We start from the raw sequence: 22,156 nt of genomic DNA, 5'->3' as shown, positions 1-22,156 counted from the left end.
TAAACCGCGATCAGAACGTGAAATTCTTCAACGCTTCCGGCATGCCCTGCGCCATCGCCGCCTGTTCCTTCGCGGCGTACGTCTGCGCGTCCCACAACTCAAAGTGGCTGCCCATGCCCAACAACATCACTTCCTTCTCCAACCCTGCGGCCAATCGCAATTCCGGCGACACGAGAATCCGCCCGGCGCTGTCGAGATCGATATCCGACGCGTTGCCGAGAAAAATCCGGCGCCACCAGTGCGCATCCATCGGCAACGCGGCGATTTTCTGGCGGAACAGCTCCCACTCCGGGCGCGGAAACAGCAACAGGCAGCCGTCCGGGTGCTTGGTCAGCGTCACCCGTCCTTCTGCCTGTCCTTGCAGCGCTTCCCGATAGCGAGACGGAACCGACATCCGCCCTTTCGCATCGAGCGTCAGCGCCGACGCCCCTTGGAACACTTTTCCATCCCCCGTTCAGCGCACCGAGCTCCGGTCGCGCGATCTCAAAAATCTAGCCGAAACGACCCGATAAATCACACAAAAATACACTTTCTCACACTGTCTCCCACTTTAGAGTAACGCCCAAGGCCGGTCAAGGGAGCAAACCGTTTTTTTGACGAATTTTGTTTGTTAGAACAAGGACTTACGTTCGGTCCCTCATGTCACGCACAAATCTTGAAAATCGTTATAAATGAACGAGCTACTGCATCTTGTGAAGGTGATACGTGAGAAGCCCGGGGCAAATGCGTGGACGACAAGCGTTCTGCGGAGATGGGAGGGGGCGGAAGACGGGCGAATTCGAGATGCATGGACGGACGATGCGGGGAGCATCGTCCGAAGCTGGCGTTTCACACGTAGTAGGCGGTGCGGGTCATGACTTTCGACGCCGCGCGCATCAGCGCGCGAACCGGAAACGGCAGTTCGACGCCGCCCGATTCCGTCGCCGTCTTGCCGTGGGAAATCTCGTCGACGCGCATTTGATCGACGATCGCGCGCGACTCGCGGTCCGCCTCGGGCAGCTTCTTGAGATGGCTCTCGAGATGCCGCTCGACCTGACGTTCGGTCTCCGCCATGAAGCCGAGGCTCACCTTGTTGCCAAGGCTGCCCGCCGCAAAGCCGATGACGAGAGCGCCCGCGTACCAAAACGGATTAAGCAGACTCGGCCGCGAATCGAGGTCGGCCAGCCGGCGCGCGGTCCATGCGAGATGGTCTTCCTCCTCGCTCGCCGCATGCTCGAAGGCCGCCTTGAGCGACGCCGAGTTGGTCGCCAGCTTTTGAGCCTGGTAGAGCGCTTGCGCGCACACTTCGCCGACATGATTGACTCGCATCAGCCCTGCCGAATGCGCACGCTCCGCGGGCGTCAACTGCACCGGTTCGGCGGACTCGGCTTCCACCGCGGGCGGCGTCGGAACGGGACGGCTCATGCGGCTAACGCCTGCCATCGACCGCAAACCCCGGTCAAATTCGGTGATCAATTCGTCTAGCGTCATCCGCCTCTCCCTGATTCAAAACTTAGTCCGAACGGCCCATCCGCCCCTCTCGCATCGCAAGCCATCGCCACCATGGGTGGCCGCGATGCTCCATGAGCACTGTCGCTCATCATAAAAAAGAGCGGTAAACCCTAAAGTTTAGACGATGTCGCACAAATGAAACGGGAAGCTTCCAAGTGGCTTTCTCATCCTTGCCATATGTATGCGCTTTGTTACATTACACACCGCTTTTCGCGATATTGCTTTCATACAACGATTAGCATTCGCAACTATTTGTCTTCTCAAAAAAGAGACTCGAATCAGCGAGCGATGGAATGAAGAAATCGCTTGTCGCGCTCGCAGCGTTGAGTTCGTTTGCCGCCGCAGTCCACGCCCGAACCTCGACAACCTGAACAACCGCAACCAAGACGCAGCAGGTCATCTCCGCCGGCGGCGCCTATTCATACGGCGCCGCGACAGTCGGGGCGACATACGGCAACGTGCGATTCAAGGACCTGGACTCCGTGAGCGGAGCCGGACTGAACCCGAGCAATTTCACGGGCACCGCGACGTTCAACAACGCCGAAGTCAACTTCAAATACCAATCGACCGCGTCGCTCCTGCTTGGCGTCGCGTACGCCTACACGCAAGGCCCAACATGCCGGCCGACAACGGCGCGAAATATCACCAGGTCAACTTGGGCGCCGACTACTTCCTCTCGAAACGCACGGACATCTATTTGATCGGCGCATGGCAGCATGCTTCCGGCTACGACTCGACGAACACTAGAGCAGTCGCGGCAATCAACAACCTGCCGGCGTCGTCCACGCAAAATCTGGCCGTCGCGACCGCAGGCATCCGGCGTAAGTTCTGACGTTCGAATCAAGCCCAAAGGCCCTCGGCCGGTCATCCGGCGAGGGCCTTTTCCTTCTTTCGCAACGCATTGTGGTGCGTATTGCGCTCCCGCCGCATGCGCAAGCAGCGCTCTCCCTACCGCGCCCCGTCGCGCAGTTCGCGGCGCAAAATCTTGCCGACATTCGATTTCGGGAGCTCGCTGCGAAACTCGATGAGCTTCGGACGCTTGTAGCCCGTCAACTGCTCCTTGCAGAACGCGAACACGTCGGTATCGGTGAGCGCCGGGTCCTTCTTGACGATGAAAAGCTTCACCGCCTCACCGGAATGCTGGTCCGGGACCCCCACCGCAGCGACCTCGAAAACCCCCGGATGCTTCGCCACCACGTCCTCGATCTCGTTGGGATAAACGTTGAAGCCCGACACCAGGATCATGTCCTTCTTCCGGTCGACGATCTTCACGTAACCGCGCTCGTCCATCACGCCGATGTCGCCCGACTTGAAGAACCCGTCGGCCGTCATGACCTTCGCCGTTTCGTCCGGCCGGTTCCAGTAGCCCGCCATCACCTGCGGACCGCGAATGCAGATCTCTCCTGCCTGCCCGAGCGGCAGCTCGTTGCCTTCGTCGTCGCGAATCGAGACCTCGGTCGACGGCAGCGGCACGCCGATCGTGCCGCTATACTCGGTCGCCGTGACCGGGTTGCAGGTCACACACGGCGAAGTCTCCGAAAGGCCGTAGCCTTCGACGATGGGGGCACGCGTCGCCGCATACCAGCGCTTCGCCACCGCCTCCTGCACCGCCATCCCCCCGCCGTTCGCCACCATCAGCTTCGAAACATCGAGCTTCGAAAAGTCCGGATGATTGAGCATCGCGTTGTATAGCGTGTTGACGGCCGGGAACGTATTGATCGGATAATCCTTCAATTGCTTGATCATCCCGGCGATGTCACGCGGATTCGGAATCAGGAGGCCTAGGCCGCCGGTGCGCAGCGTGAGGAACCCGCAGACGGTCAAGGCAAACACGTGATAAAGCGGCAGCGCGACCACGTTGATCACCTGCTCGACTTCGGGGTGCAGTGCATGCGCCGGCTCGTGCCACGCCGCCGACTGCAAGACGTTCGCGACGATATTGTGATGGGTGAGCGTCGCGCCCTTGGCAACCCCGGTAGTCCCGCCCGTGTATTGCAGGAACGCGATGTCGCTGGGTTTCAGTTGTGGCGCCTTGAACGCCTGGCGCTCGCCTTGGGCGACGGCGTCGTTGAACTTGACGTGACCCGGCAGGCTCCACGCCGGCACCATCTTCTTGATACGCCGCACGACGAAGTTGACGATCAGTCCCTTCGCGCCCATCAGGTCGCCCATCGACGCCACGATCACATGCTTGACCGACGTATTGCGCACGACCGCCTGCAGCGTCGTGGCGAAATTTTCGAGGAGGATGATTGCTTCGGCGCCGCTATCCCTGAGCTGATGCTCGAGTTCGCGCGGCGTATACAGCGGATTCACGTTCACGACCGTATAGCCCGCGCGCAGAATTGCCGCGATCGCCACCGGATACTGCAGCACGTTCGGCATCATGACCGCGATGCGCGCGCCTTGCGCGAGCCCCTTCGACTGAAACCAGGCGCCGAGCTTGCGGGACTGCTCGTCGAGCTCGCCGTAGGTGATCGACTTGCCCATACAGACGAACGCCGGCTTGGCTCGATAGCGGTCGAAGCTCTCCTCGAGTAGTTCGCCGACCGAAGCATACTGAGCAGGATCGATCTCGGCGGGAACGCCAGGCGGATATGACTTCAGCCAAATTTTGTCCATCGGGCGTCTCCTCTGATTTTCGAATGGTCGTGCTAAAAAACGCATCCTAACGGCTCGCCTGGCCGGAAACAACCGGGTTAGATACTGTTCTCGAACGTCTCCTCGAATTTAGACCGGCGTTTCAGGCGGGTTGCGTCGGACGGTTTACGAGTTGTCAGACGCGCTCGACTTCGACAAGACAATCGTAGAAGGTCGCGGAACCGCCTAGGTCGGTCAGCGCCTGGCTCGTGACTTGATTGGCGTTTCGTCCGTCGGGGGCGAGTTTCTTCCACCAGATCGACAAACCGACCACTACGCCTCGGCGCGCACGATCGGTCACGCGGGCGCGCACCTGCATCGAGCCGCGGTCGTTGTACACGCGCACGATGTCGCCCTCGCCGATGTTGCGCAGCGCCGCATCGCCGGGATGCATGTCGAGATGCGGTTCGCCTTCCGTCGCGCGCAAGCTCTCGACGTTGACGAAGCTGCTGTTCAGAAAGTTGCGCGCCGGCGGCGAAATCATCGCAAGCGGATATCGCGCAGCCAATTCCGGCGCGCCGTCGGTGGATTCATGCGGAGGCAGGTAATCGGGCACCGGATCGGCGCCTTCGGCAGCAAGTCTCGCGCTGACGAATTCGCATTTGCCCGACGGCGTGCGAAAACCGCCATTGGCGAACGGCGCATCCGGCAATTTCAGCTTGATCCAGCCGGCCTGCTTCAACGCATCCCAATCCGCGCCGTCGAATGCCGGGTCGCTCCAGCGAAGCGCCGTGCGAGCGACCTCTTCGTCGCTTTCGTAGAGCGCCGGCTCCTGCAGCCCCATCTTCCGGGCAATGCCGCGAAAAATCTCGGTGTTCGGCAATGCTTCGCCGACGGGCGGTATAGCGGGCTGGTTCACCATCACATGCGTGTGCCCGTAGGACTTGTGCAGATCGAAATGCTCGAGCTGCGTGGTGGCCGGCAGCAACAGATCGGCGTAGTCGGCCGTATCGGTCTGAAAATGCTCGAGGACGATCGTAAACAGATCCTCACGCGCGAAGCCCGCCGCAACGCACTCCGAATCCGGCGCCACCGCAACCGGGTTCGAGTTATAGACGATCAACGCCTCGATCTTCGGCCCGAAGACGTCGTTGCCAGGATGAAGCAGCGCGTCGCCGATGGCGTTCATATTGACGACACGAGGCTGGTTCGCCGGCCATCCGGGTATCAGATCGGGACGCTGAAGGGCATGCGCATCGACAGGCGCCCACCCTGACGACGACATCAACAATCCCCCAGCCCGATCGCGCCACGCGCCGCTCAGCGACGGCAGGCACGCGATCGCGCGGGTTGCGTTGCCGCCGCCGCGCACGCGCTGCATCCCGTAGTTCAAGCGAATTGCGGCCTTGCGTGTCTTGCCGTAGAGCCGGGCCAGGTCGACGATTTCACGCTCCTCGACACCGCAAATGTGCGCGACGCGCGACGGCGGATACGTCATGGCGCGCGCTTTGAGTTCGTCGAAACCCAACGTATGCCCGGCGATATACGCATGGTCCAGCAGGTCCTCGACGATGAGGACGTGGATCATCCCCAGCGCGAACGCGCCGTCCGTGCCTGGGCGCAGCGCAATGTGCTGATGGCATTTTTCTGCCGTGAGCGAGCGGTAGGGATCGATGGCGACGAGCCGAGCCCCCCGACGCTTCGCTTCCTGGACGCGGGTCCAGAAATGCAAATTCGACGCGATCGGGTTGGCGCCCCAGATCAGAATCAGTTCGCTTTCTTCGAAGAACTCGGTGAGCATGCCGATGCTGGCGCCATACGTGTATTTGAGGCCCGCTGCTCCGGCTGCCGCGCAGATCGTGCGATCCAGTCGCGACGCCCCCAGTTGGTGAAAGAACCGCTGAGCGATGCTGTCCCCTTGCACGAGCCCCATCGTGCCGGCGTAGCTATATGGCAAGAGCGCTTGCGGCTCGCGTGACGTGATTTCAGTCAGCCGCGAAGCCGCGAACGTGAACGCTTCGTCCCAACTAATCGGCTCGAAACTGCCCTCTCCCTTGCGGCCGACGCGCTTGAGCGGCGTCGTCAGACGCTTCGGGTGATGAACGCGCTCGGCATAGCGGCTGACTTTGGTGCAAAGCACCCCTTGAGTCGGCGGATGATCCGGATCGCCGGCCACTTTGATCGCCCTCCCCTTCTCTACCGTGACACGCATCGCACAAGTGTCGGGGCAATCGTGCGGGCAAACAGCGCGTGCGAATTCGGTGGGGGCGTTCATTGTCGGTGTCCGTGCTGGTGAGGGCTGTCGATTGGGCCGCTTAACCGCACTGCGGCGACGCCATGCAATTTTATTACGCTCGAGGCCATTACGCCCTTGGGCCGTTATTGATCTGAAATCGCCTCAAAACCACATGAGCGTAGAATGAACCAATCAGGATTCCCGTCCTCGAGACGCAACGCACAACGAAGTCGAAGGCATCATGAAACTGATCCCAGAAATTCACGCGGCGCACGGCGAAATCCAAACGCTTCGACGAACGATCCACGCCCATCCCGAACTTCGTTACGAAGAAATTCAAACCGCTGATCTGGTTGCCCAGCGCCTGACGGAATGGGGCATCGAGGTCCACCGCGGCTTTGGCAAAACCGGCGTGGTGGGCGTCCTGAAGCGCGGCACCGGAACTCGATCGATTGGCCTTCGCGCCGACATGGATGCACTGCCGATTCAAGAGCTCAACTCTTTCGAACATCGCTCGCAAAATGCCGGAAAGATGCATGCCTGCGGCCACGACGGACATACGGCGATGCTGCTTGGCGCCGCGCAATATCTTTCGAAACACGGCGATTTTGACGGCACGATCGTCTTCATCTTTCAACCGGCCGAAGAAGGGGGAGCTGGCGCCAAGGCTATGATCGACGACGGCTTGTTCACGAGATTTCCGGTCGATGCCGTCTTCGGCATGCACAACTGGCCGGGGATGCCGGCCGGTCACTTTGGCGTGACCGAAGGCCCGATCATGGCCTCGAGCAACGAGTTTCGGATCGACATCAAAGGGGTCGGCGCGCATGCCGCATTGCCACATAACGGCCGGGACCCGGTGTTTACCGCAGTTCAAATCGCGAATGCGCTGCAGAGCGTCATCACGAGAAACAAGAAGCCGCTCGATACGGCGGTCCTTTCGATCACCCAAATTCATACTGGCGACGCAGTAAACGTCGTGCCCGACGATGCCTGGCTGGCAGGTACGGTGCGCACGTTCACGACCGAAACGCTCGACCTGATCGAATCGCGTATGCGAAAGATCGTCGAGGCCACGGCGTCGGCTTACGATTGTTCCGCCGAGGTGACGTTCCATCGCAACTACCCACCGACGATCAACAGTCCCGAGGAGGCGCGATTCGCGGCTGAGGTCATGCGGGAGATCGCGGGTGCGGCTCACGTGGATGACGCCGTCGAACCGACGATGGGCGCAGAGGATTTCTCCTTCATGCTACTAGCGAAGCCTGGCTGCTACGCTTTTCTCGGCAATGGCGATGGAGGACATCGAGAAGCAGGTCACGGCGCCGGACCATGCATGCTGCACAACGCGAGTTATGACTTCAACGACGAGTTGCTCCCCATTGGCTCGACCTATTGGGTTCGACTAGCACAGCGTTTTTTGTTTGCCCGGAAGGTGTGACACGATCGTCGCCTTCGCGCCTAACGCGATCACGTTCCAGGGCAACAGTTCGTCGATGCGGTTAATCGGATGGTCAGCGATATGAGTCAGGCCGTATTCGAGGTAGGCGCGCGGGTTGATCCCGTTGAGCTTGCACGTCCCGATCAGACCGTACATCGCAGCAGCCCGCTCGCCACCGCTATCGGAGCCGGTGAACAAGAAGTTCTTGCGACCCAAACTCACACAGCGCGGCGCGTTTTCGGCCAGGGCGTTGCTGATCTCGGCACGGCCTTCCTCGCAGTACAGCACGAGTGCATCCCACTGGTTGAGCGAGTAACGGATCGCTTTCGCCAGATCGGATTTCCTCGATAGCGTGGCGAGCTTGTCCGTCATCCACGCCTTGATGGCCGCAAGCAGCGGCACGCTTTTCTCCTGCCGCACGCGCAGCCGTTCAGCAGCGGCTTTGCCACGGATGTCGGCCTCGATGCCGTAGAGTTCGCCGATCAGTTCGAGCACCTGCCGGGTCGCGTCGGTTGGCGTGCGGTCGAGAACTTCGTAGAGGTACCGTCTCGCATGATCCCATGCATGCAGCTTCACGGATCTTGCCGCTCTCGTACAGTTCGTTGAAGCCGCTGTAGGCGTCGGCCTGCAGGATGCCCTCGAATCCGGCCAGATGGGTCTGGGGATGAATGCCCTTGCGGTCGGGCGAGTAGGCAAACCACACCGCCGCTGGTTCCGCCGAGCCCGAACGACTGTCGTCGCGCACGTACACCCAGAGCCGTCCGGTCTTCGTCTTCTTGTTGCCCGGCGCAAGCACCGGGATCGGCGTGTCCTCCGCGTGCAGCTTCGCAGTTGCCGTCGTGTAGCGGCGCAGCGCCGCGGTCAGCGGCTCGCAAAGTGCGTCGCACTGGCCGACCCAACGTCCCATGCTGGCCGGATCGAGCTTCACGCCGTCGCGTGCGGCAATCTGCGACTGCCGGTACAACGGCGTGTGGTCAACGTACTTCTAGACGAGGATGTCGGCCAGCAGGCTCGGATGGGCGATGCTGCGCGTGATCGGCAGGCCGGGCGTGGGCGGCTGTGAGACGTGGTGGCCGCACGAACAGACCGTCTTGCGCCGGATCGTGCGAATCACCTTGAACGCCGCCGCCACTCGGGCGAGTTGCTCGGACACGTCTTCTCCGAGTGGCTGCATGGCGCTGCCGCACGTCGGGCAGGTCGCCTCAGCTTCCAGCACGCGTTCTTCGCGCGGCAGATGCGGCGGCAACGCCTCTTTCGGCGACGCGTCGCCGAAAGGCGGGCTCGCGCTCGATTGGCGGGCGCGTCGCACATCGGCGACGCCACGCTCACCCGTCAGATCTTCGAGCGCGGTTTCGAGCCGCGCGACCTCCCGGTCCAACTGCTCGGACTTGCGTCCGAACTGCATGCGCTTGAGCTTGTCGATCTGCGCCTTGAGCTGCTTGATCTCAAGATCGCGTTCGGCAAGCTGAGCACGAGCCTCGACCGCAAGGTCCGCAGGGTTTCAACATCGTCAGGAAGTTCGGCGCCGTTCGACATGGGGCGCAGTTTGCGAGCCTTCCTCGCGGTTTACAACATCGACAGTGCAGCAGTACGACGCGGTTGCCGCCAATCGATACCTTCGAGCAACATCGACAGTTGTGCCGCCGCCAGATGGACCTTGCCGCCATCGGCCTCCGGCCGGTGGTCGAAGGCATCAATAGCGTCGACGACTAACGCTCGACACTGTCCAGAAAACCCAAGCGGATCACAGCTTCACTCCGACGCCGCCTGAACTCAACACGCTACGTTCAATTGTTCGATATCAACACGCTGTCAAGAACGGTCGTGGTCGGACGCTTACGATAGAAGCGTTTTTGTGTGGGTTGTAAACGGCCACAACCCCACCTTTATGGGGTGGGGTTGTGGTTATGAGAGGAGCCTGACGATTACCTACTTTCACACGGGAATCCGCACTATCATCGGCGTGGAGTCGTTTCACGGTCCTGTTCGGGATGGGAAGGGGTGGTACCAACTCGCTATGGTCATCAGGCATGACTTGTTGCTGCCTCGCGCGTGGGCGCGGCAGCCAATCTGGGAAGAAGTCTAGGGTTAGCCTAGGGAGTAATGGATGGGGTTGTGATTGGGTGGCACAACGATCACTCAACCAGAGCTTTGCATGGGTCCAGAGTAAGCGCTCAAGCGCTGACACTGGCCGTAAAACAGACTGGTTATAGGATCAAGCCGTACGGGCAATTAGTATCGGTTAGCTTAACGCATTACTGCGCTTCCACACCCGACCTATCAACGTCCTGGTCTCGAACGACCCTTCAAGGGGATCAAGTCCCCGGGGATATCTCATCTTAAGGCGAGTTTCCCGCTTAGATGCTTTCAGCGGTTATCTCTTCCGAACATAGCTACCCGGCGATGCCACTGGCGTGACAACCGGTACACCAGAGGTTCGTCCACTCCGGTCCTCTCGTACTAGGAGCAGCCCCCTTCAAATATCCAACGCCCACGGCAGATAGGGACCAAACTGTCTCACGACGTTTTAAACCCAGCTCACGTACCTCTTTAAATGGCGAACAGCCATACCCTTGGGACCGGCTACAGCCCCAGGATGAGATGAGCCGACATCGAGGTGCCAAACACCGCCGTCGATATGAACTCTTGGGCGGTATCAGCCTGTTATCCCCAGAGTACCTTTTATCCGTTGAGCGATGGCCCTTCCATACAGAACCACCGGATCACTATGACCTGCTTTCGCACCTGCTCGACTTGTCGGTCTCGCAGTTAAGCACGCTTATGCCATTGCACTATCAGCACGATTTCCGACCGTACCTAGCGTACCTTCGTACTCCTCCGTTACACTTTGGGAGGAGACCGCCCCAGTCAAACTGCCTACCATGCACTGTCCCCGACCCGGATCACGGGCCAAGGTTAGAACCTCAAACAAACCAGGGTGGTATTTCAAGGACGGCTCCACCGAAACTAGCGTTCCGGTTTCATAGCCTCCCACCTATCCTACACAGATCGGTTCAAAGTCCAATGCAAAGCTACAGTAAAGGTTCATGGGGTCTTTCCGTCTAGCCGCGGGGAGATTGCATCATCACAAACACTTCAACTTCGCTGAGTCTCGGGAGGAGACAGTGTGGCCATCGTTACGCCATTCGTGCAGGTCGGAACTTACCCGACAAGGAATTTCGCTACCTTAGGACCGTTATAGTTACGGCCGCCGTTTACCGGGACTTCAATCAAGAGCTTGCACCCCATCATTTAATCTTCCGGCACCGGGCAGGCGTCACACCCTATACGTCCACTTTCGTGTTTGCAGAGTGCTGTGTTTTTATTAAACAGTCGCAGCCACCAGTTTATTGCAACCCCTTCACCCTTCTGGCGCAGGCCAGTCAAGCTACAGGGGCGTACCTTATCCCGAAGTTACGGTACCAATTTGCCGAGTTCCTTCTCCCGAGTTCTCTCAAGCGCCTTAGAATACTCATCTCGCCCACCTGTGTCGGTTTGCGGTACGGTCATTGTTAAACTGAAGCTTAGAGGCTTTTCTTGGAACCACTTCCAATTGCTTCGCGACCGAAGTCGCTCGCGCCACACCCTTGAATTGCGCGCCCGGATTTGCCTAAGCGCCTTCTCCAATGCAGCGACCGGGACGTCCAACACCCGGACAACCTTCCGCGATCCGTCCCCCCATCGCATTTAACAATGGTGCAGGAATATTGACCTGCTTCCCATCAGCTACGCATTTCTGCCTCGCCTTAGGGGCCGACTCACCCTACGCCGATGAACGTTGCGTAGGAAACCTTGGGCTTACGGCGAGGGGGCCTTTCACCCCCTTTATCGCTACTCATGTCAGCATTCGCACTTCCGATACCTCCAGCACGCTTTTCAACGCACCTTCGCAGGCTTACGGAACGCTCTCCTACCATGCGTGCAAGCACGCATCCGCAGCTTCGGTATATGGCTTAGCCCCGTTACATCTTCCGCGCAGGACGACTCGATCAGTGAGCTATTACGCTTTCTTTAAAGGATGGCTGCTTCTAAGCCAACCTCCTGACTGTTTTAGCCTTCCCACTTCGTTTCCCACTTAGCCATATTTGGGGACCTTAGCTGGCGGTCTGGGTTGTTTCCCTCTTGACACCGGACGTTAGCACCCGATGTCTGTCTCCCGTGATTGCACTCTTCGGTATTCGGAGTTTGCTATGGCGAAGTAATCCGCAATGGACCCTTCAACCATGACAGTGCTCTACCCCCGAAGGTGATACACGAGGCACTACCTAAATAGTTTTCGGAGAGAACCAGCTATTTCCAAGTTTGTTTAGCCTTTCACCCCTATCCACAGCTCATCCCCTAACTTTTCAACGTTAGTGGGTTCGGTCCTCCAGTACGTGTTACCGCACCTTCAACCTGGCCATGGATAGATCACTTGGTTTCGGGTCTACGCCCAGCAACTGAACGCCCTATTCGGACTCGCTTTCGCTACGCCTGCCTTAATCAGTTAAGCTTGCTACTGAACGTAAGTCGCTGACCCATTATACAAAAGGTACGCCGTCACCCCTTGCGAGGCTCCGACTGTTTGTATGCATGCGGTTTCAGGATCTATTTCACTCCCCTCCCGGGGTTCTTTTCGCCTTTCCCTCACGGTACTGGTTCACTATCGGTCGATCACGAGTATTTAGCCTTGGAGGATGGTCCCCCCATCTTCAGACAGGATTTCACGTGTCCCGCCCTACTTGTCGTACACTTAGTTCTTTCATACTGTTTTCGCCTACAGGGCTATCACCTGCTATGGCCGCACTTTCCAGAGCGTTCGGCTAACAATACAAATAAAGAGTACAAGGCTGATCCCATTTCGCTCGCCACTACTTTGGGAATCTCGGTTGATTTCTTTTCCTGCGGTTACTTAGATGTTTCAGTTCACCGCGTTCGCTTCACATAGCCTATGTATTCAGCTATGGATACTCCATTCGGAGTGGGTTTCCCCATTCGGACATCTTCGGATCAATGCTCGTTTGCCAGCTCCCCGAAGCTTTTCGCAGGCTACCGCGTCCTTCATCGCCTGTGATCGCCAAGGCATCCACCACATGCACTTGTTCGCTTGACCCTATAACGAGTATGTCTCTCGGCCATCGTTAGCGCGTTAGCGCTTACGACGGCCCGATGCAAAGCTCGCTACAGGCTGAGTTTTCGCGTTGTGCCGTATTCCAAATCCGTCTTCACGACGGCCTTGAGATACATCGATACAATCACAACCCAGATCGCGATTCACGCCCATCTCTAAGCGCTTCACGCGATCCATTACTACTTCTTCCAGATTGTTAAAGAACGACAGCCGATAAGTCTTTCAACCTACCGCTCTGACTGGCTCAATCGCCAATGAGAAACACTCGCTCGAAACTCACATTTCCGAACGCTTCTCGTTGGTGATTGGTGGAGGATGACGGGATCGAACCGACGACCCCCTGCTTGCAAAGCAGGTGCTCTCCCAGCTGAGCTAATCCCCCGTACCTGACACTCCAAGGGATCCGATCTCCAGCCACCGCAGACAATTGGTGGGTCTGGTTGGATTCGAACCAACGACCCCCGCCTTATCAAGACGGTGCTCTAACCGACTGAGCTACAGACCCCTTAAGCCTGTCTTTATCTACAGCCGATAAGCGTGAGCGCTTAACTTGGACACGTTAAGCTCGAGAAAGGAGGTGATCCAGCCGCACCTTCCGATACGGCTACCTTGTTACGACTTCACCCCAGTCATGAATCCTACCGTGGTGACCGTCCTCCTTGCGGTTAGACTAGCCACTTCTGGTAAAACCCACTCCCATGGTGTGACGGGCGGTGTGTACAAGACCCGGGAACGTATTCACCGCGGCATGCTGATCCGCGATTACTAGCGATTCCAGCTTCATGCACTCGAGTTGCAGAGTGCAATCCGGACTACGATCGGTTTTCTGGGATTGGCTCCACCTCGCGGCTTGGCAACCCTCTGTTCCGACCATTGTATGACGTGTGAAGCCCTACCCATAAGGGCCATGAGGACTTGACGTCATCCCCACCTTCCTCCGGTTTGTCACCGGCAGTCTCCCTAGAGTGCTCTTGCGTAGCAACTAAGGACAAGGGTTGCGCTCGTTGCGGGACTTAACCCAACATCTCACGACACGAGCTGACGACAGCCATGCAGCACCTGTGCGACGGTTCTCTTTCGAGCACCCCCACCTCTCAGCGGGATTCCGTCCATGTCAAGGGTAGGTAAGGTTTTTCGCGTTGCATCGAATTAATCCACATCATCCACCGCTTGTGCGGGTCCCCGTCAATTCCTTTGAGTTTTAATCTTGCGACCGTACTCCCCAGGCGGTCAACTTCACGCGTTAGCTACGTTACTAAGGAAATGAATCCCCAACAACTAGTTGACATCGTTTAGGGCGTGGACTACCAGGGTATCTAATCCTGTTTGCTCCCCACGCTTTCGTGCATGAGCGTCAGTGTTGGCCCAGGGGGCTGCCTTCGCCATCGGTATTCCTCCACATCTCTACGCATTTCACTGCTACACGTGGAATTCTACCCCCCTCTGCCACACTCTAGCCCGCCAGTCACCAATGCAGTTCCCAGGTTAAGCCCGGGGATTTCACATCGGTCTTAGCGAACCGCCTGCGCACGCTTTACGCCCAGTAATTCCGATTAACGCTCGCACCCTACGTATTACCGCGGCTGCTGGCACGTAGTTAGCCGGTGCTTATTCTTCCGGTACCGTCATCCCCCGGCCATATTAGGACCAAGGATTTCTTTCCGGACAAAAGTGCTTTACAACCCGAAGGCCTTCTTCACACACGCGGCATTGCTGGATCAGGGTTGCCCCCATTGTCCAAAATTCCCCACTGCTGCCTCCCGTAGGAGTCTGGGCCGTGTCTCAGTCCCAGTGTGGCTGGTCGTCCTCTCAGACCAGCTACAGATCGTCGCCTTGGTAGGCCTTTACCCCACCAACTAGCTAATCTGCCATCGGCCGCCCCTATAGCACGAGGTCCGAAGATCCCCCGCTTTCATCCATAGATCGTATGCGGTATTAATCCGGCTTTCGCCGGGCTATCCCCCACTACAGGACACGTTCCGATGTATTACTCACCCGTTCGCCACTCGCCACCAGGATTGCTCCCGTGCTGCCGTTCGACTTGCATGTGTAAGGCATGCCGCCAGCGTTCAATCTGAGCCAGGATCAAACTCTTCAGTTCAATGCCTGTTACTGTTTTCGATTCAATTAAGAATCGGTCGCTCACTCAACGTACTGACGATGATTAATCCGTCTTTCGACAGACAAACCTTCCTCTAATACTGTGTGAGACTTGATACTTTCGCTATGTCGGCAAGCTCCGAAGAACCCGCCCGCGTCGCCATCAAGCGCCCACACTTATCGGCTGTAAATTGTTAAAGATCGCATCGCTCAACAGCACCCAACTTCGCTACCGTCTTGCGTCGCTGCATCAGCAGCAGAGAAACGAAATTATGAAGAACCTTTTGCACCCCGTCAACAAGTTTTTTTAACCACTCAACTCGCCGACCGCGCCGAAAGCCCCGTCAACCCTGGGCCTCCCGCCTTCCTCCCGTCCCCCGCGCCTCGCTACCAAACCTTGGCCGAAGCGCGAAAGACCAGGATTCTAGTCCCCACCCAACACGCTGGCAAGCGGTTTTTTGAAGTCGCATCTATCGATGCTTGAACACAGGTTTGCGCTTTTCGACGAACGCCGCCATTCCCTCCTTCTGATCTTCGGTCGCAAAAAGCGAATGGAACAGACGCCGCTCAAAATGAACGCCCTCTGCAAGCGTCGTCTCGTAAGCACGATTCACCGACTCCTTCACCATCATCACCGCGGGCAAAGGAAACTCAGCAATCGTCGCCGCCGCTGCCACCGCCTCTTCGATTACCGACACAGCCGGAACGACTCGCGACACCAGCCCTGCCCGCTCGGCCTCCGCGGCGTCCATGAAGCGCGCGGTCAAGCACATGTCCATCGCCTTCGCCTTTGAAACAGCGCGCGGCAAACGCTGCGTACCGCCCGCCCCGGGCATGATTCCGAGCTTGATCTCCGGCTGGCCGAACTTGGCCGAGTCCGCCGCGATGATGATGTCGCACATCATCGCCAGTTCACAACCACCCCCGAGCGCAAATCCCGCAACGGCCGCAATGATCGGCTTGCGGATCGTGCACACGGTTTCCCAATTGCGAGTGATGTAGTCGCCTTTGTAGACATCCACATAGGAATAGGTCGCCATCATCCCGATGTCCGCGCCCGCCGCGAACGCTTTTTCGCTACCGGTCAACACGATCGCACCAACGCCGTCGTCTGCATCGAATGCCTTGAGCGCAACGCCCAACTCGTCCATCAGCGCATCGTTGAGCGCATTGAGCGCCTTCGGGCGATTCAGCGTCACCATTCCGACCCGCCCCCGGGTTTCGACCAGAATGTTTTCGTAAGCCATGCATCCTCCATATAGATCAATGAAATGCGAAAACGCTTCGCGCATGCATTTGTTTGATGCTACCATTCTCCGACCAACCGGTCGGTCAATTAATCGGCAGAATCTCTCAATCGCTCAGCCATCGTTCCCTCCGCCATGACACACGTCCTATTCACGAAGCACGAAGACACGCTGAACAACGCCCTCGCCGCCATCGAGACACGCGGCTACTGGAGCCCGTTTGCAGAAATGCCGAGTCCCAAAGTGTACGGGGAAACCGGCGCCGCCGATGGAGAAGCCGCCTTCAAAGCGCGGCTCAACCAGGCGTTTCAACTCGACCAGCCGACCAACGGCGAAACCATCGGTGCCGAGCAGTCGCCGTTCGGCTTCCAGCTGGGAGTTCGCTATCCGAAGGCGGACGTCGATACACTCATCGCCGCGGCCAAGACAGCCCAGCAAAGCTGGCGTGCGGCAGGCCCCAAAACGTGGGTTGGGGTCAGCCTCGAAATCCTCTCCCGCCTGAATCGCGCCAGTTTCGAGATTGCGCACAGCGTGATGCACACGACCGGCCAAGCATTCATGATGGCCTTCCAGGCGGGCGGCCCGCACGCCCAGGACCGCGCGCTCGAAGCAATCGCCTATGCGTGGAACGAGCTGCGCCGCATTCCCTCGGAAGCGCACTGGGAGAAACCGCAAGGCAAGAACCCGCCACTCTCGATGCAAAAGCGCTATGCGATTGTTCCGCGCGGCATCGGCCTCGTTCTCGGATGCTGCACTTTTCCGACCTGGAACGGCTACCCTGGCCTGTTTGCCGACCTGGCCACGGGCAACGCGGTCATCGTCAAACCCCATCCGGGGGCAATTCTGCCGCTTGCCATCACTGTCCGCATCGCGCGTGACGTATTGCGCGAAGCGGGTTTCGATCCGAACGTCGTCACGTTGCTGGCGACGGAGCCGAACGACGGCGCTCTCGTCCAAGATCTCGCGCTGCGCCCCGATATCAAGCTGATCGACTTCACCGGCAGCACCCAGAACGGCACCTGGCTCGAACGTAATGCTCACCAAGCTCAGGTGTACACCGAAAAAGCGGGCGTCAACCAGATCGTGATCGACTCCGCCGACGACATCAAAGCGGTCGCACGAAACATCGCGTTCTCGCTCGCGCTCTATTCGGGCCAGATGTGCACGGCACCTCAGAACATCTATGTGCCGCGCGACGGCATCCGCACCACCGACGGCCACATGAGTTTCGACGACATCGCCCAGGCGCTCGCGGGCGCCGTGCAAAAGCTCGTAGCCGACCCGGCCCGCGCGGTCGAACTGCTTGGCGCGATCCAGAACGACGGCGTCGCACGCCGGATCGAGGAAGCGCGCTCGCTGGGCCGCGTGCTCGTCGAGAGCCAGCCGCTCGAGCACCCCGTGTTCTCTGGTGCGCGTGTTCGCACGCCGCTCGTTCTGCAATTGGATGCCGCCAAGGACGCGAGCACATTCACCGGTGAGTGGTTCGGCCCCATCTCGTTCGTGATCGCTACCGATTCGACAGCCCAGTCGCTCGACCTCGCAGGCTCCATCGCTGCGGAACACGGTGCCTTGACGCTCTCCGTCTATAGCACCGACGACGCGAAGATCGAAGCCGCGCATGAGGCATCGATCCGCGGCGGCGTTGCGCTTTCCATCAACCTGACGGGTGGCGTCTTCGTCAATCAGTCGGCGGCGTTCTCCGATTTCCACGGCACCGGCGCGAACCCCGCGGCCAACGCGGCGCTCTCGGACGCGGCCTTTGTCGCGAACCGCTTCCGAGTCGTGCAAAGCCGGGTTCATGTTGCCCCGAAAGCCGCTGGTGCGGAAGCCGGCCAAGCGGCATAGACCGTTTGACCGAATCGAACCGCACTGCCTTCGTCACTACTATGAGTTGAAGCGCGTGCCTTAAGCGCACGCGCACCGCTCGCTGGGAATTCCGATGACCGATGCATTTATCTGCGATGCGATTCGCACGCCGTTCGGCCGCTACGGCGGTGTCCTGAAAGACGTTCGCGCCGACGATCTCGCCGCCGTACCCATCAAAGCGTTGATCGAACGCAATCCGGACGTCGACTGGCGCGCGCTCGACGATGTCATCTACGGCTGCGCCAATCAAGCCGGGGAGGACAACCGCAACGTCGCGCGCATGGCCGCGCTGCTGGCGGGCTTGCCGACCGACGCGCCGGGCGCGACGCTGAACCGCCTGTGCGGCTCCGGCATGGACGCGGTCGGCACCGCGGCGCGCGCGATCAAAGCAGGCGAAGCTCGCTTGATGATCGCGGGAGGCGTGGAAAGCATGACGCGTGCGCCGTTCGTCATGGGCAAAGCCGCGAGCGCCTTTTCGCGCCAGACTGAAATTCATGACACGACGATCGGCTGGCGCTTCGTCAACACGCTGATGAAGCGCGATTACGGCATCGATTCGATGCCGCAGACGGCCGAAAACGTCGCTGCCGATTTCTCGATCAGCCGTGCCGATCAAGATGCGTTCGCCGTGCGCAGTCAGCAAAAAGCAGCTCGCGCGCAACGGGACGGCACGCTCGCGCAGGAAATCGTGCCGGTCGATATCCCGCAGAAGAAAGGCGATTCGATTCAGGTCACGCTCGATGAGCATCCGCGCGAAACGTCGCTGGAGGCGCTCGCCAAGTTGAAGGGTGTCGTACGCCCCGACGGCACGGTCACGGCCGGCAACGCCTCGGGAGTCAACGACGGCGCATGCGCGCTGCTGCTCGCCAATGCGGAAGCCGCCGAGCAATACGGCTTGCGGCGCCGCGCCCGCGTCATCGGCATGGCGACGGCCGGCGTCGAACCGCGCGTCATGGGTATCGGTCCGGCACCAGCTACGCAGAAGCTGCTCGCGCAACTCGGCATGTCGCTCGAGCAATTCGACGTCATCGAGTTGAACGAGGCCTTCGCCGCCCAAGGGCTCGCGGTGCTGCGCATGCTCGGCCTCGCCGACGACGACGCACGCGTGAACCCGAACGGCGGAGCCATTGCCCTTGGGCACCCGCTGGGCGCGTCCGGGGCACGCCTCATCACCACCGCGCTATACCAGCTCGAACGAACCGACGGGCGCTACGCCCTTTGCACGATGTGCATCGGCGTCGGCCAAGGCATCGCACTCGCGATCGAGCGCGTTTGAAAAAAGCGCATGTGAGCGAACCGCAGGCGCTCACATGCGCTGCCAGATTTGGAGCCAAAGAGGAGACACTTTGATGCCCTATGAAGCGATTCGCGTCGACATCGACGCGTCAGCCCACGTCGCAATAGTGACGCTGAACCGCCCCGACAAGCTCAACAGCTTCACTCGCGCGATGCATCAGGAACTGATGGCGGCGCTGGACGACGTCGAGAAGGCCAACGCGCGCGCGCTGGTGCTGACCGGCGCCGGCCGCGGCTTTTGCGCCGGCCAGGACCTCGCGGACCTCGATTTCACGCCCGGCGCGATGACAGACCTCGGTGAGATCATCGACAAGCATTTCAATCCGCTGATCCGCCGCCTGCAGGCGATGCCGCTGCCCGTCATCGCGGCCGTCAACGGCACGGCCGCCGGCGCGGGCGCGAATCTCGCGCTTGCCTGCGACCTGGTGCTTGCAGGACGCTCGAGCAGCTTCATTCAGGCGTTCGTCAAAATCGGCCTGCTGCCGGACTCGGGGGGCACAGCCTTCCTGCCGCAACGCATCGGCATGGCGCGCGCGCTGGGGCTCGCCATTACCGGCGACAAGCTGAGCGCCGAGCAAGCGCTCGGCTGGGGCCTCATCTGGCAAGTCGTCGACGATGCGGAACTGCCCGGCGCAGCCGCACAGCTTGCCGCCCGGCTAGCGCAACAGCCCACGCGCGCGATTGCTGCGATCAAGACCGCGATGCGCGCCAGCACGACGCAAACGCTCGACCAGCAACTCGATCTCGAGCGCGACCTGCAGCGCGAGCTCGGCAAGTCGCACGACTATGCCGAGGGCGTGCTGGCCTTCATCGAAAAACGCGCGCCGCGCTTCGAAGGACGTTGAGATGTCTTCCCAAGCCCACGAATCCCTCTCGCCCGACGAACTGGCGCGGGCCACCGCACAAGCCATGTTCGACGCCGACACATGCAGCCGCGCGCTCGGCTTCGAGCTGCTGGAAGTACGCGCCGGTTACGCGCGCATGCGCATGACGGTTCGTCCGGATTTCCTCAACGGCCACAACATCTGCCACGGCGGACTCATGTTCACGCTGGCCGATTCGACGTTCGCCTTCGCGTGTAACTCCTACAACATCAACACCGTCGCATCGGGCTGCTCGATCGAATTCCTGCGACCCGTCCACGGCGGCGACGTGCTGACGGCCGAGGCCGTCGAGCAAGTCCTGAGCGGACGCACCGGCATCTACGACATCCGCGTGACCAATCGCGCCGGCGAAACGGTTGCGATGTTTCGCGGCAAGTCGGCGCATATCAAGGGTCACGTGATCCCCGTCGATCACTAGCATCGGCTCGGCGCCGTCCCGGCACTTCGACCGCGCCACCGATCCGCCCTGATGAAAGCTATCGCGAAGCGCATCGCAACTTCGCGCCCCATATCAGTAACGATGTAGGAGACACCCGATGACTACCTCACTCCCGCTCGAGCCGATAGAAAAGGCGAGCCGCGACGAACTCGCGGCGCTCCAGCTTGATCGGCTGAAATGGTCCCTCAAGCACGCCTACGAAAACTCCCCGGTCTACCGGCGCAAGTTCGACGATGCAGGCGTACACCCGGACGATTTGAAGTCGCTCGCCGATCTGTCGAAGTTTCCATTCACGACCAAGCGCGACCTGCGCGACAACTATCCGTTCGGAATGTTTGCCGTGCCGCAGGAACAGCTTTCGCGCATCCACGCATCGTCCGGCACGACGGGCAAGCCGACGGTCGTCGGCTATACGGCGCGCGACATCGACACCTGGGCCAATCTTGTGGCCCGCTCGATCCGGGCCGCAGGCGCGCGGCGCGGCGACAAGGTCCATGTGAGCTACGGCTACGGGCTCTTCACGGGCGGTCTCGGCGCGCATTACGGCGCGGAGCGCGCGGGCCTGACGGTGATTCCGTTCGGCGGCGGCCAGACCGAAAAGCAGGTCCAGCTGATCCAGGACTTCAAGCCCGACATCATCATGGTGACGCCGAGCTACATGCTGTCGATCGCCGACGAGCTGGAGCGGCAGGGCGTCGACCCCGCGCATTGCTCGCTGCGCATCGGTATTTTCGGCGCGGAGCCGTGGACCAACGACATGCGCGTCGCGATCGAAAAGCGCATGGGCATCGATGCCGTCGACATCTATGGGCTATCCGAGGTAATGGGCCCCGGCGTCGCCTCGGAATGCGTCGAAACGAAGGATGGCCCGACGATCTGGGAAGACCACTTCTATCCGGAGATCGTCGACCCGGAAACCGGCGAAGTGCTGCCCGACGGCGAGCTCGGCGAACTCGTGTTCACGTCGCTCACGAAAGAGGCGCTGCCTGTCGTCCGCTATCGCACGCGCGACCTGACGCGCCTGTTGCCCGGCACCGCGCGCACGATGCGCCGCATGGAGAAGATCACCGGGCGCTCCGACGACATGATGATCGTGCGCGGCGTGAACGTGTTTCCGACGCAGATCGAAGAGCTTCTGTTGAAGCAGCACGCGCTCGCGCCGCATTATCAGATCGTGCTGACGAAGGAAGGGCCGCTCGACGTGTTCACGCTCAACGTCGAACCCTGCCCCGAAACCGCGCCCGATTCAACGTCGCTGAACAACGCCAGACAGGCGCTCGCCTACGACATCAAGGCCCTGATCGGGATCAGCGCCGTAGTGAACGTGTTGCCGGTCAACGGGATCGAGCGGTCGGTGGGGAAGGCCAGGCGCGTGATCGACAAGCGCAAGCTCGGCGTTTGAAGCAGGGCGCTCGCTCGAGCGAAAGCGACGGATACGGCGCGCGGCAACACCGCGCGCCTCAATC

The 22,156-nt window shown here is 60.0% G+C and carries 12 protein-coding genes, 2 tRNA genes, 3 rRNA genes and 1 pseudogene; 7 read left to right on the top strand and 11 right to left on the bottom strand.

Annotation, left to right across the window (positions count from 1 at the left end):
* Positions 1 to 10: 10 nt before the first annotated feature.
* Together mraZ and coq7 are read right to left on the bottom strand one after the other, a co-directional pair.
* Positions 11 to 439, bottom strand: coding sequence for a division/cell wall cluster transcriptional repressor MraZ (gene mraZ, locus FAZ69_RS05930; protein WP_136893023.1), 429 nt, complete (start codon positions 437 to 439; stop codon positions 11 to 13).
* 389 nt (positions 440 to 828) lie between these two features.
* On the bottom strand, positions 829 to 1,470 hold the full coding sequence (gene coq7, locus FAZ69_RS05925) for a 2-polyprenyl-3-methyl-6-methoxy-1,4-benzoquinone monooxygenase (protein ID WP_136893022.1): 642 nt from the start codon (positions 1,468 to 1,470) through the stop codon (positions 829 to 831).
* Positions 1,471 to 2,107: 637 nt separating this feature from the next.
* Here coq7 and FAZ69_RS34415 point away from each other — a divergent pair.
* Positions 2,108 to 2,323 carry a hypothetical protein gene (locus tag FAZ69_RS34415; protein WP_136893021.1) on the top strand — a complete coding sequence of 72 codons (216 nt, stop codon included), beginning with the start codon at positions 2,108 to 2,110 and terminating at the stop codon, positions 2,321 to 2,323.
* Positions 2,324 to 2,439: 116 nt separating this feature from the next.
* Here FAZ69_RS34415 and FAZ69_RS05915 read toward each other — a convergent pair whose 3' ends face one another.
* Complete coding sequence (locus FAZ69_RS05915; RefSeq protein WP_136893020.1) at positions 2,440 to 4,113, bottom strand: long-chain fatty acid--CoA ligase; 1,674 nt, start codon at positions 4,111 to 4,113, stop codon at positions 2,440 to 2,442.
* A gap of 154 nt (positions 4,114 to 4,267) precedes the next feature.
* Positions 4,268 to 6,346, bottom strand: a complete 2,079-nt coding sequence (locus FAZ69_RS05910; RefSeq protein ID WP_136893019.1) for a molybdopterin-containing oxidoreductase family protein — start codon at positions 6,344 to 6,346, stop codon at positions 4,268 to 4,270.
* Between the two features lie 202 nt (positions 6,347 to 6,548).
* Between FAZ69_RS05910 and FAZ69_RS05905 the strand changes: the two genes are divergently transcribed.
* Entirely contained in the window at positions 6,549 to 7,748 is a 1,200-nt protein-coding gene (locus FAZ69_RS05905; RefSeq protein ID WP_136893018.1) for a M20 aminoacylase family protein, read from the top strand.
* Here FAZ69_RS05905 and tnpC read toward each other — a convergent pair.
* The 7 genes and pseudogenes from tnpC to FAZ69_RS05865 form a co-directional block, all read right to left on the bottom strand.
* Positions 7,713 to 9,284 (bottom strand): annotated as a pseudogene (gene tnpC, locus FAZ69_RS05900) (IS66 family transposase). The gene FAZ69_RS05905 and the pseudogene tnpC overlap by 36 nt on opposite strands.
* Before the next feature lie 380 nt (positions 9,285 to 9,664).
* A 5S ribosomal RNA gene (rrf, locus tag FAZ69_RS05890) occupies positions 9,665 to 9,777 on the bottom strand.
* A gap of 182 nt (positions 9,778 to 9,959) precedes the next feature.
* Positions 9,960 to 12,840, bottom strand: a 23S ribosomal RNA gene (locus tag FAZ69_RS05885).
* 324 nt (positions 12,841 to 13,164) lie between these two features.
* Positions 13,165 to 13,240: transfer RNA gene (locus tag FAZ69_RS05880), tRNA-Ala, on the bottom strand.
* Between the two features lie 46 nt (positions 13,241 to 13,286).
* Positions 13,287 to 13,363, bottom strand: a tRNA-Ile gene (locus FAZ69_RS05875).
* A 65-nt stretch (positions 13,364 to 13,428) separates the two neighbouring features.
* A 16S ribosomal RNA gene (locus FAZ69_RS05870) occupies positions 13,429 to 14,959 on the bottom strand.
* The 16S, 23S and 5S rRNA genes sit together here with 2 tRNA genes alongside, the layout of an rRNA operon.
* Before the next feature lie 469 nt (positions 14,960 to 15,428).
* Positions 15,429 to 16,205, bottom strand: coding sequence for an enoyl-CoA hydratase (locus tag FAZ69_RS05865; protein ID WP_136893017.1), 777 nt, complete (start codon positions 16,203 to 16,205; stop codon positions 15,429 to 15,431).
* Between the two features lie 135 nt (positions 16,206 to 16,340).
* Between FAZ69_RS05865 and paaN the strand changes: the two genes are divergently transcribed.
* The 5 genes from paaN (at position 16,341) to paaK (ending at position 22,092) form a co-directional block, all read left to right on the top strand.
* On the top strand, positions 16,341 to 18,050 hold the full coding sequence (gene paaN / locus FAZ69_RS05860; protein WP_136893016.1) for a phenylacetic acid degradation protein PaaN: 1,710 nt from the start codon (positions 16,341 to 16,343) through the stop codon (positions 18,048 to 18,050).
* Positions 18,051 to 18,144: 94 nt separating this feature from the next.
* Positions 18,145 to 19,347, top strand: a complete 1,203-nt coding sequence (gene pcaF / locus FAZ69_RS05855) for a 3-oxoadipyl-CoA thiolase (RefSeq protein WP_136893015.1) — start codon at positions 18,145 to 18,147, stop codon at positions 19,345 to 19,347.
* Between the two features lie 73 nt (positions 19,348 to 19,420).
* Positions 19,421 to 20,212: a 2-(1,2-epoxy-1,2-dihydrophenyl)acetyl-CoA isomerase PaaG gene (gene paaG / locus FAZ69_RS05850; RefSeq protein WP_136893014.1), complete on the top strand. Its 792-nt coding sequence runs from the start codon at positions 19,421 to 19,423 to the stop codon at positions 20,210 to 20,212.
* Between the two features lies 1 nt (position 20,213).
* Positions 20,214 to 20,669, top strand: a complete 456-nt coding sequence (paaI, locus tag FAZ69_RS05845) for a hydroxyphenylacetyl-CoA thioesterase PaaI (protein ID WP_136893013.1) — start codon at positions 20,214 to 20,216, stop codon at positions 20,667 to 20,669.
* A 118-nt stretch (positions 20,670 to 20,787) separates the two neighbouring features.
* Positions 20,788 to 22,092, top strand: a complete 1,305-nt coding sequence (paaK, locus tag FAZ69_RS05840) for a phenylacetate--CoA ligase PaaK (protein WP_136893012.1) — start codon at positions 20,788 to 20,790, stop codon at positions 22,090 to 22,092.
* Positions 22,093 to 22,156 lie beyond the last annotated feature (64 nt).

This window comes from Trinickia terrae, from assembly GCF_005144415.1.
Taxonomy (GTDB): Bacteria; Pseudomonadota; Gammaproteobacteria; order Burkholderiales; family Burkholderiaceae; genus Trinickia_A; species Trinickia_A terrae.
This window is presented reverse-complemented; position numbering and strand designations above follow the sequence as displayed.

Excerpts from the sequence above, each read along its gene's own strand:
- coq7 (WP_136893022.1), bottom strand. The coding sequence starts at position 1,470 with ATGACGCTAGACGAATTGATCACCGAATTTGACCGGGGTTTGCGGTCG.
- FAZ69_RS34415 (WP_136893021.1), top strand. The coding sequence starts at position 2,108 with ATGCCGGCCGACAACGGCGCGAAATATCACCAGGTCAACTTGGGCGCC.
- FAZ69_RS05915 (WP_136893020.1), bottom strand. The coding sequence starts at position 4,113 with ATGGACAAAATTTGGCTGAAGTCATATCCGCCTGGCGTTCCCGCCGAG.
- FAZ69_RS05910 (WP_136893019.1), bottom strand. The coding sequence starts at position 6,346 with ATGAACGCCCCCACCGAATTCGCACGCGCTGTTTGCCCGCACGATTGC.
- FAZ69_RS05905 (WP_136893018.1), top strand. The coding sequence starts at position 6,549 with ATGAAACTGATCCCAGAAATTCACGCGGCGCACGGCGAAATCCAAACG.
- FAZ69_RS05865 (WP_136893017.1), bottom strand. The coding sequence starts at position 16,205 with ATGGCTTACGAAAACATTCTGGTCGAAACCCGGGGGCGGGTCGGAATG.
- paaN (WP_136893016.1), top strand. The coding sequence starts at position 16,341 with ATGACACACGTCCTATTCACGAAGCACGAAGACACGCTGAACAACGCC.
- pcaF (WP_136893015.1), top strand. The coding sequence starts at position 18,145 with ATGACCGATGCATTTATCTGCGATGCGATTCGCACGCCGTTCGGCCGC.
- paaG (WP_136893014.1), top strand. The coding sequence starts at position 19,421 with ATGCCCTATGAAGCGATTCGCGTCGACATCGACGCGTCAGCCCACGTC.
- paaI (WP_136893013.1), top strand. The coding sequence starts at position 20,214 with ATGTCTTCCCAAGCCCACGAATCCCTCTCGCCCGACGAACTGGCGCGG.
- paaK (WP_136893012.1), top strand. The coding sequence starts at position 20,788 with ATGACTACCTCACTCCCGCTCGAGCCGATAGAAAAGGCGAGCCGCGAC.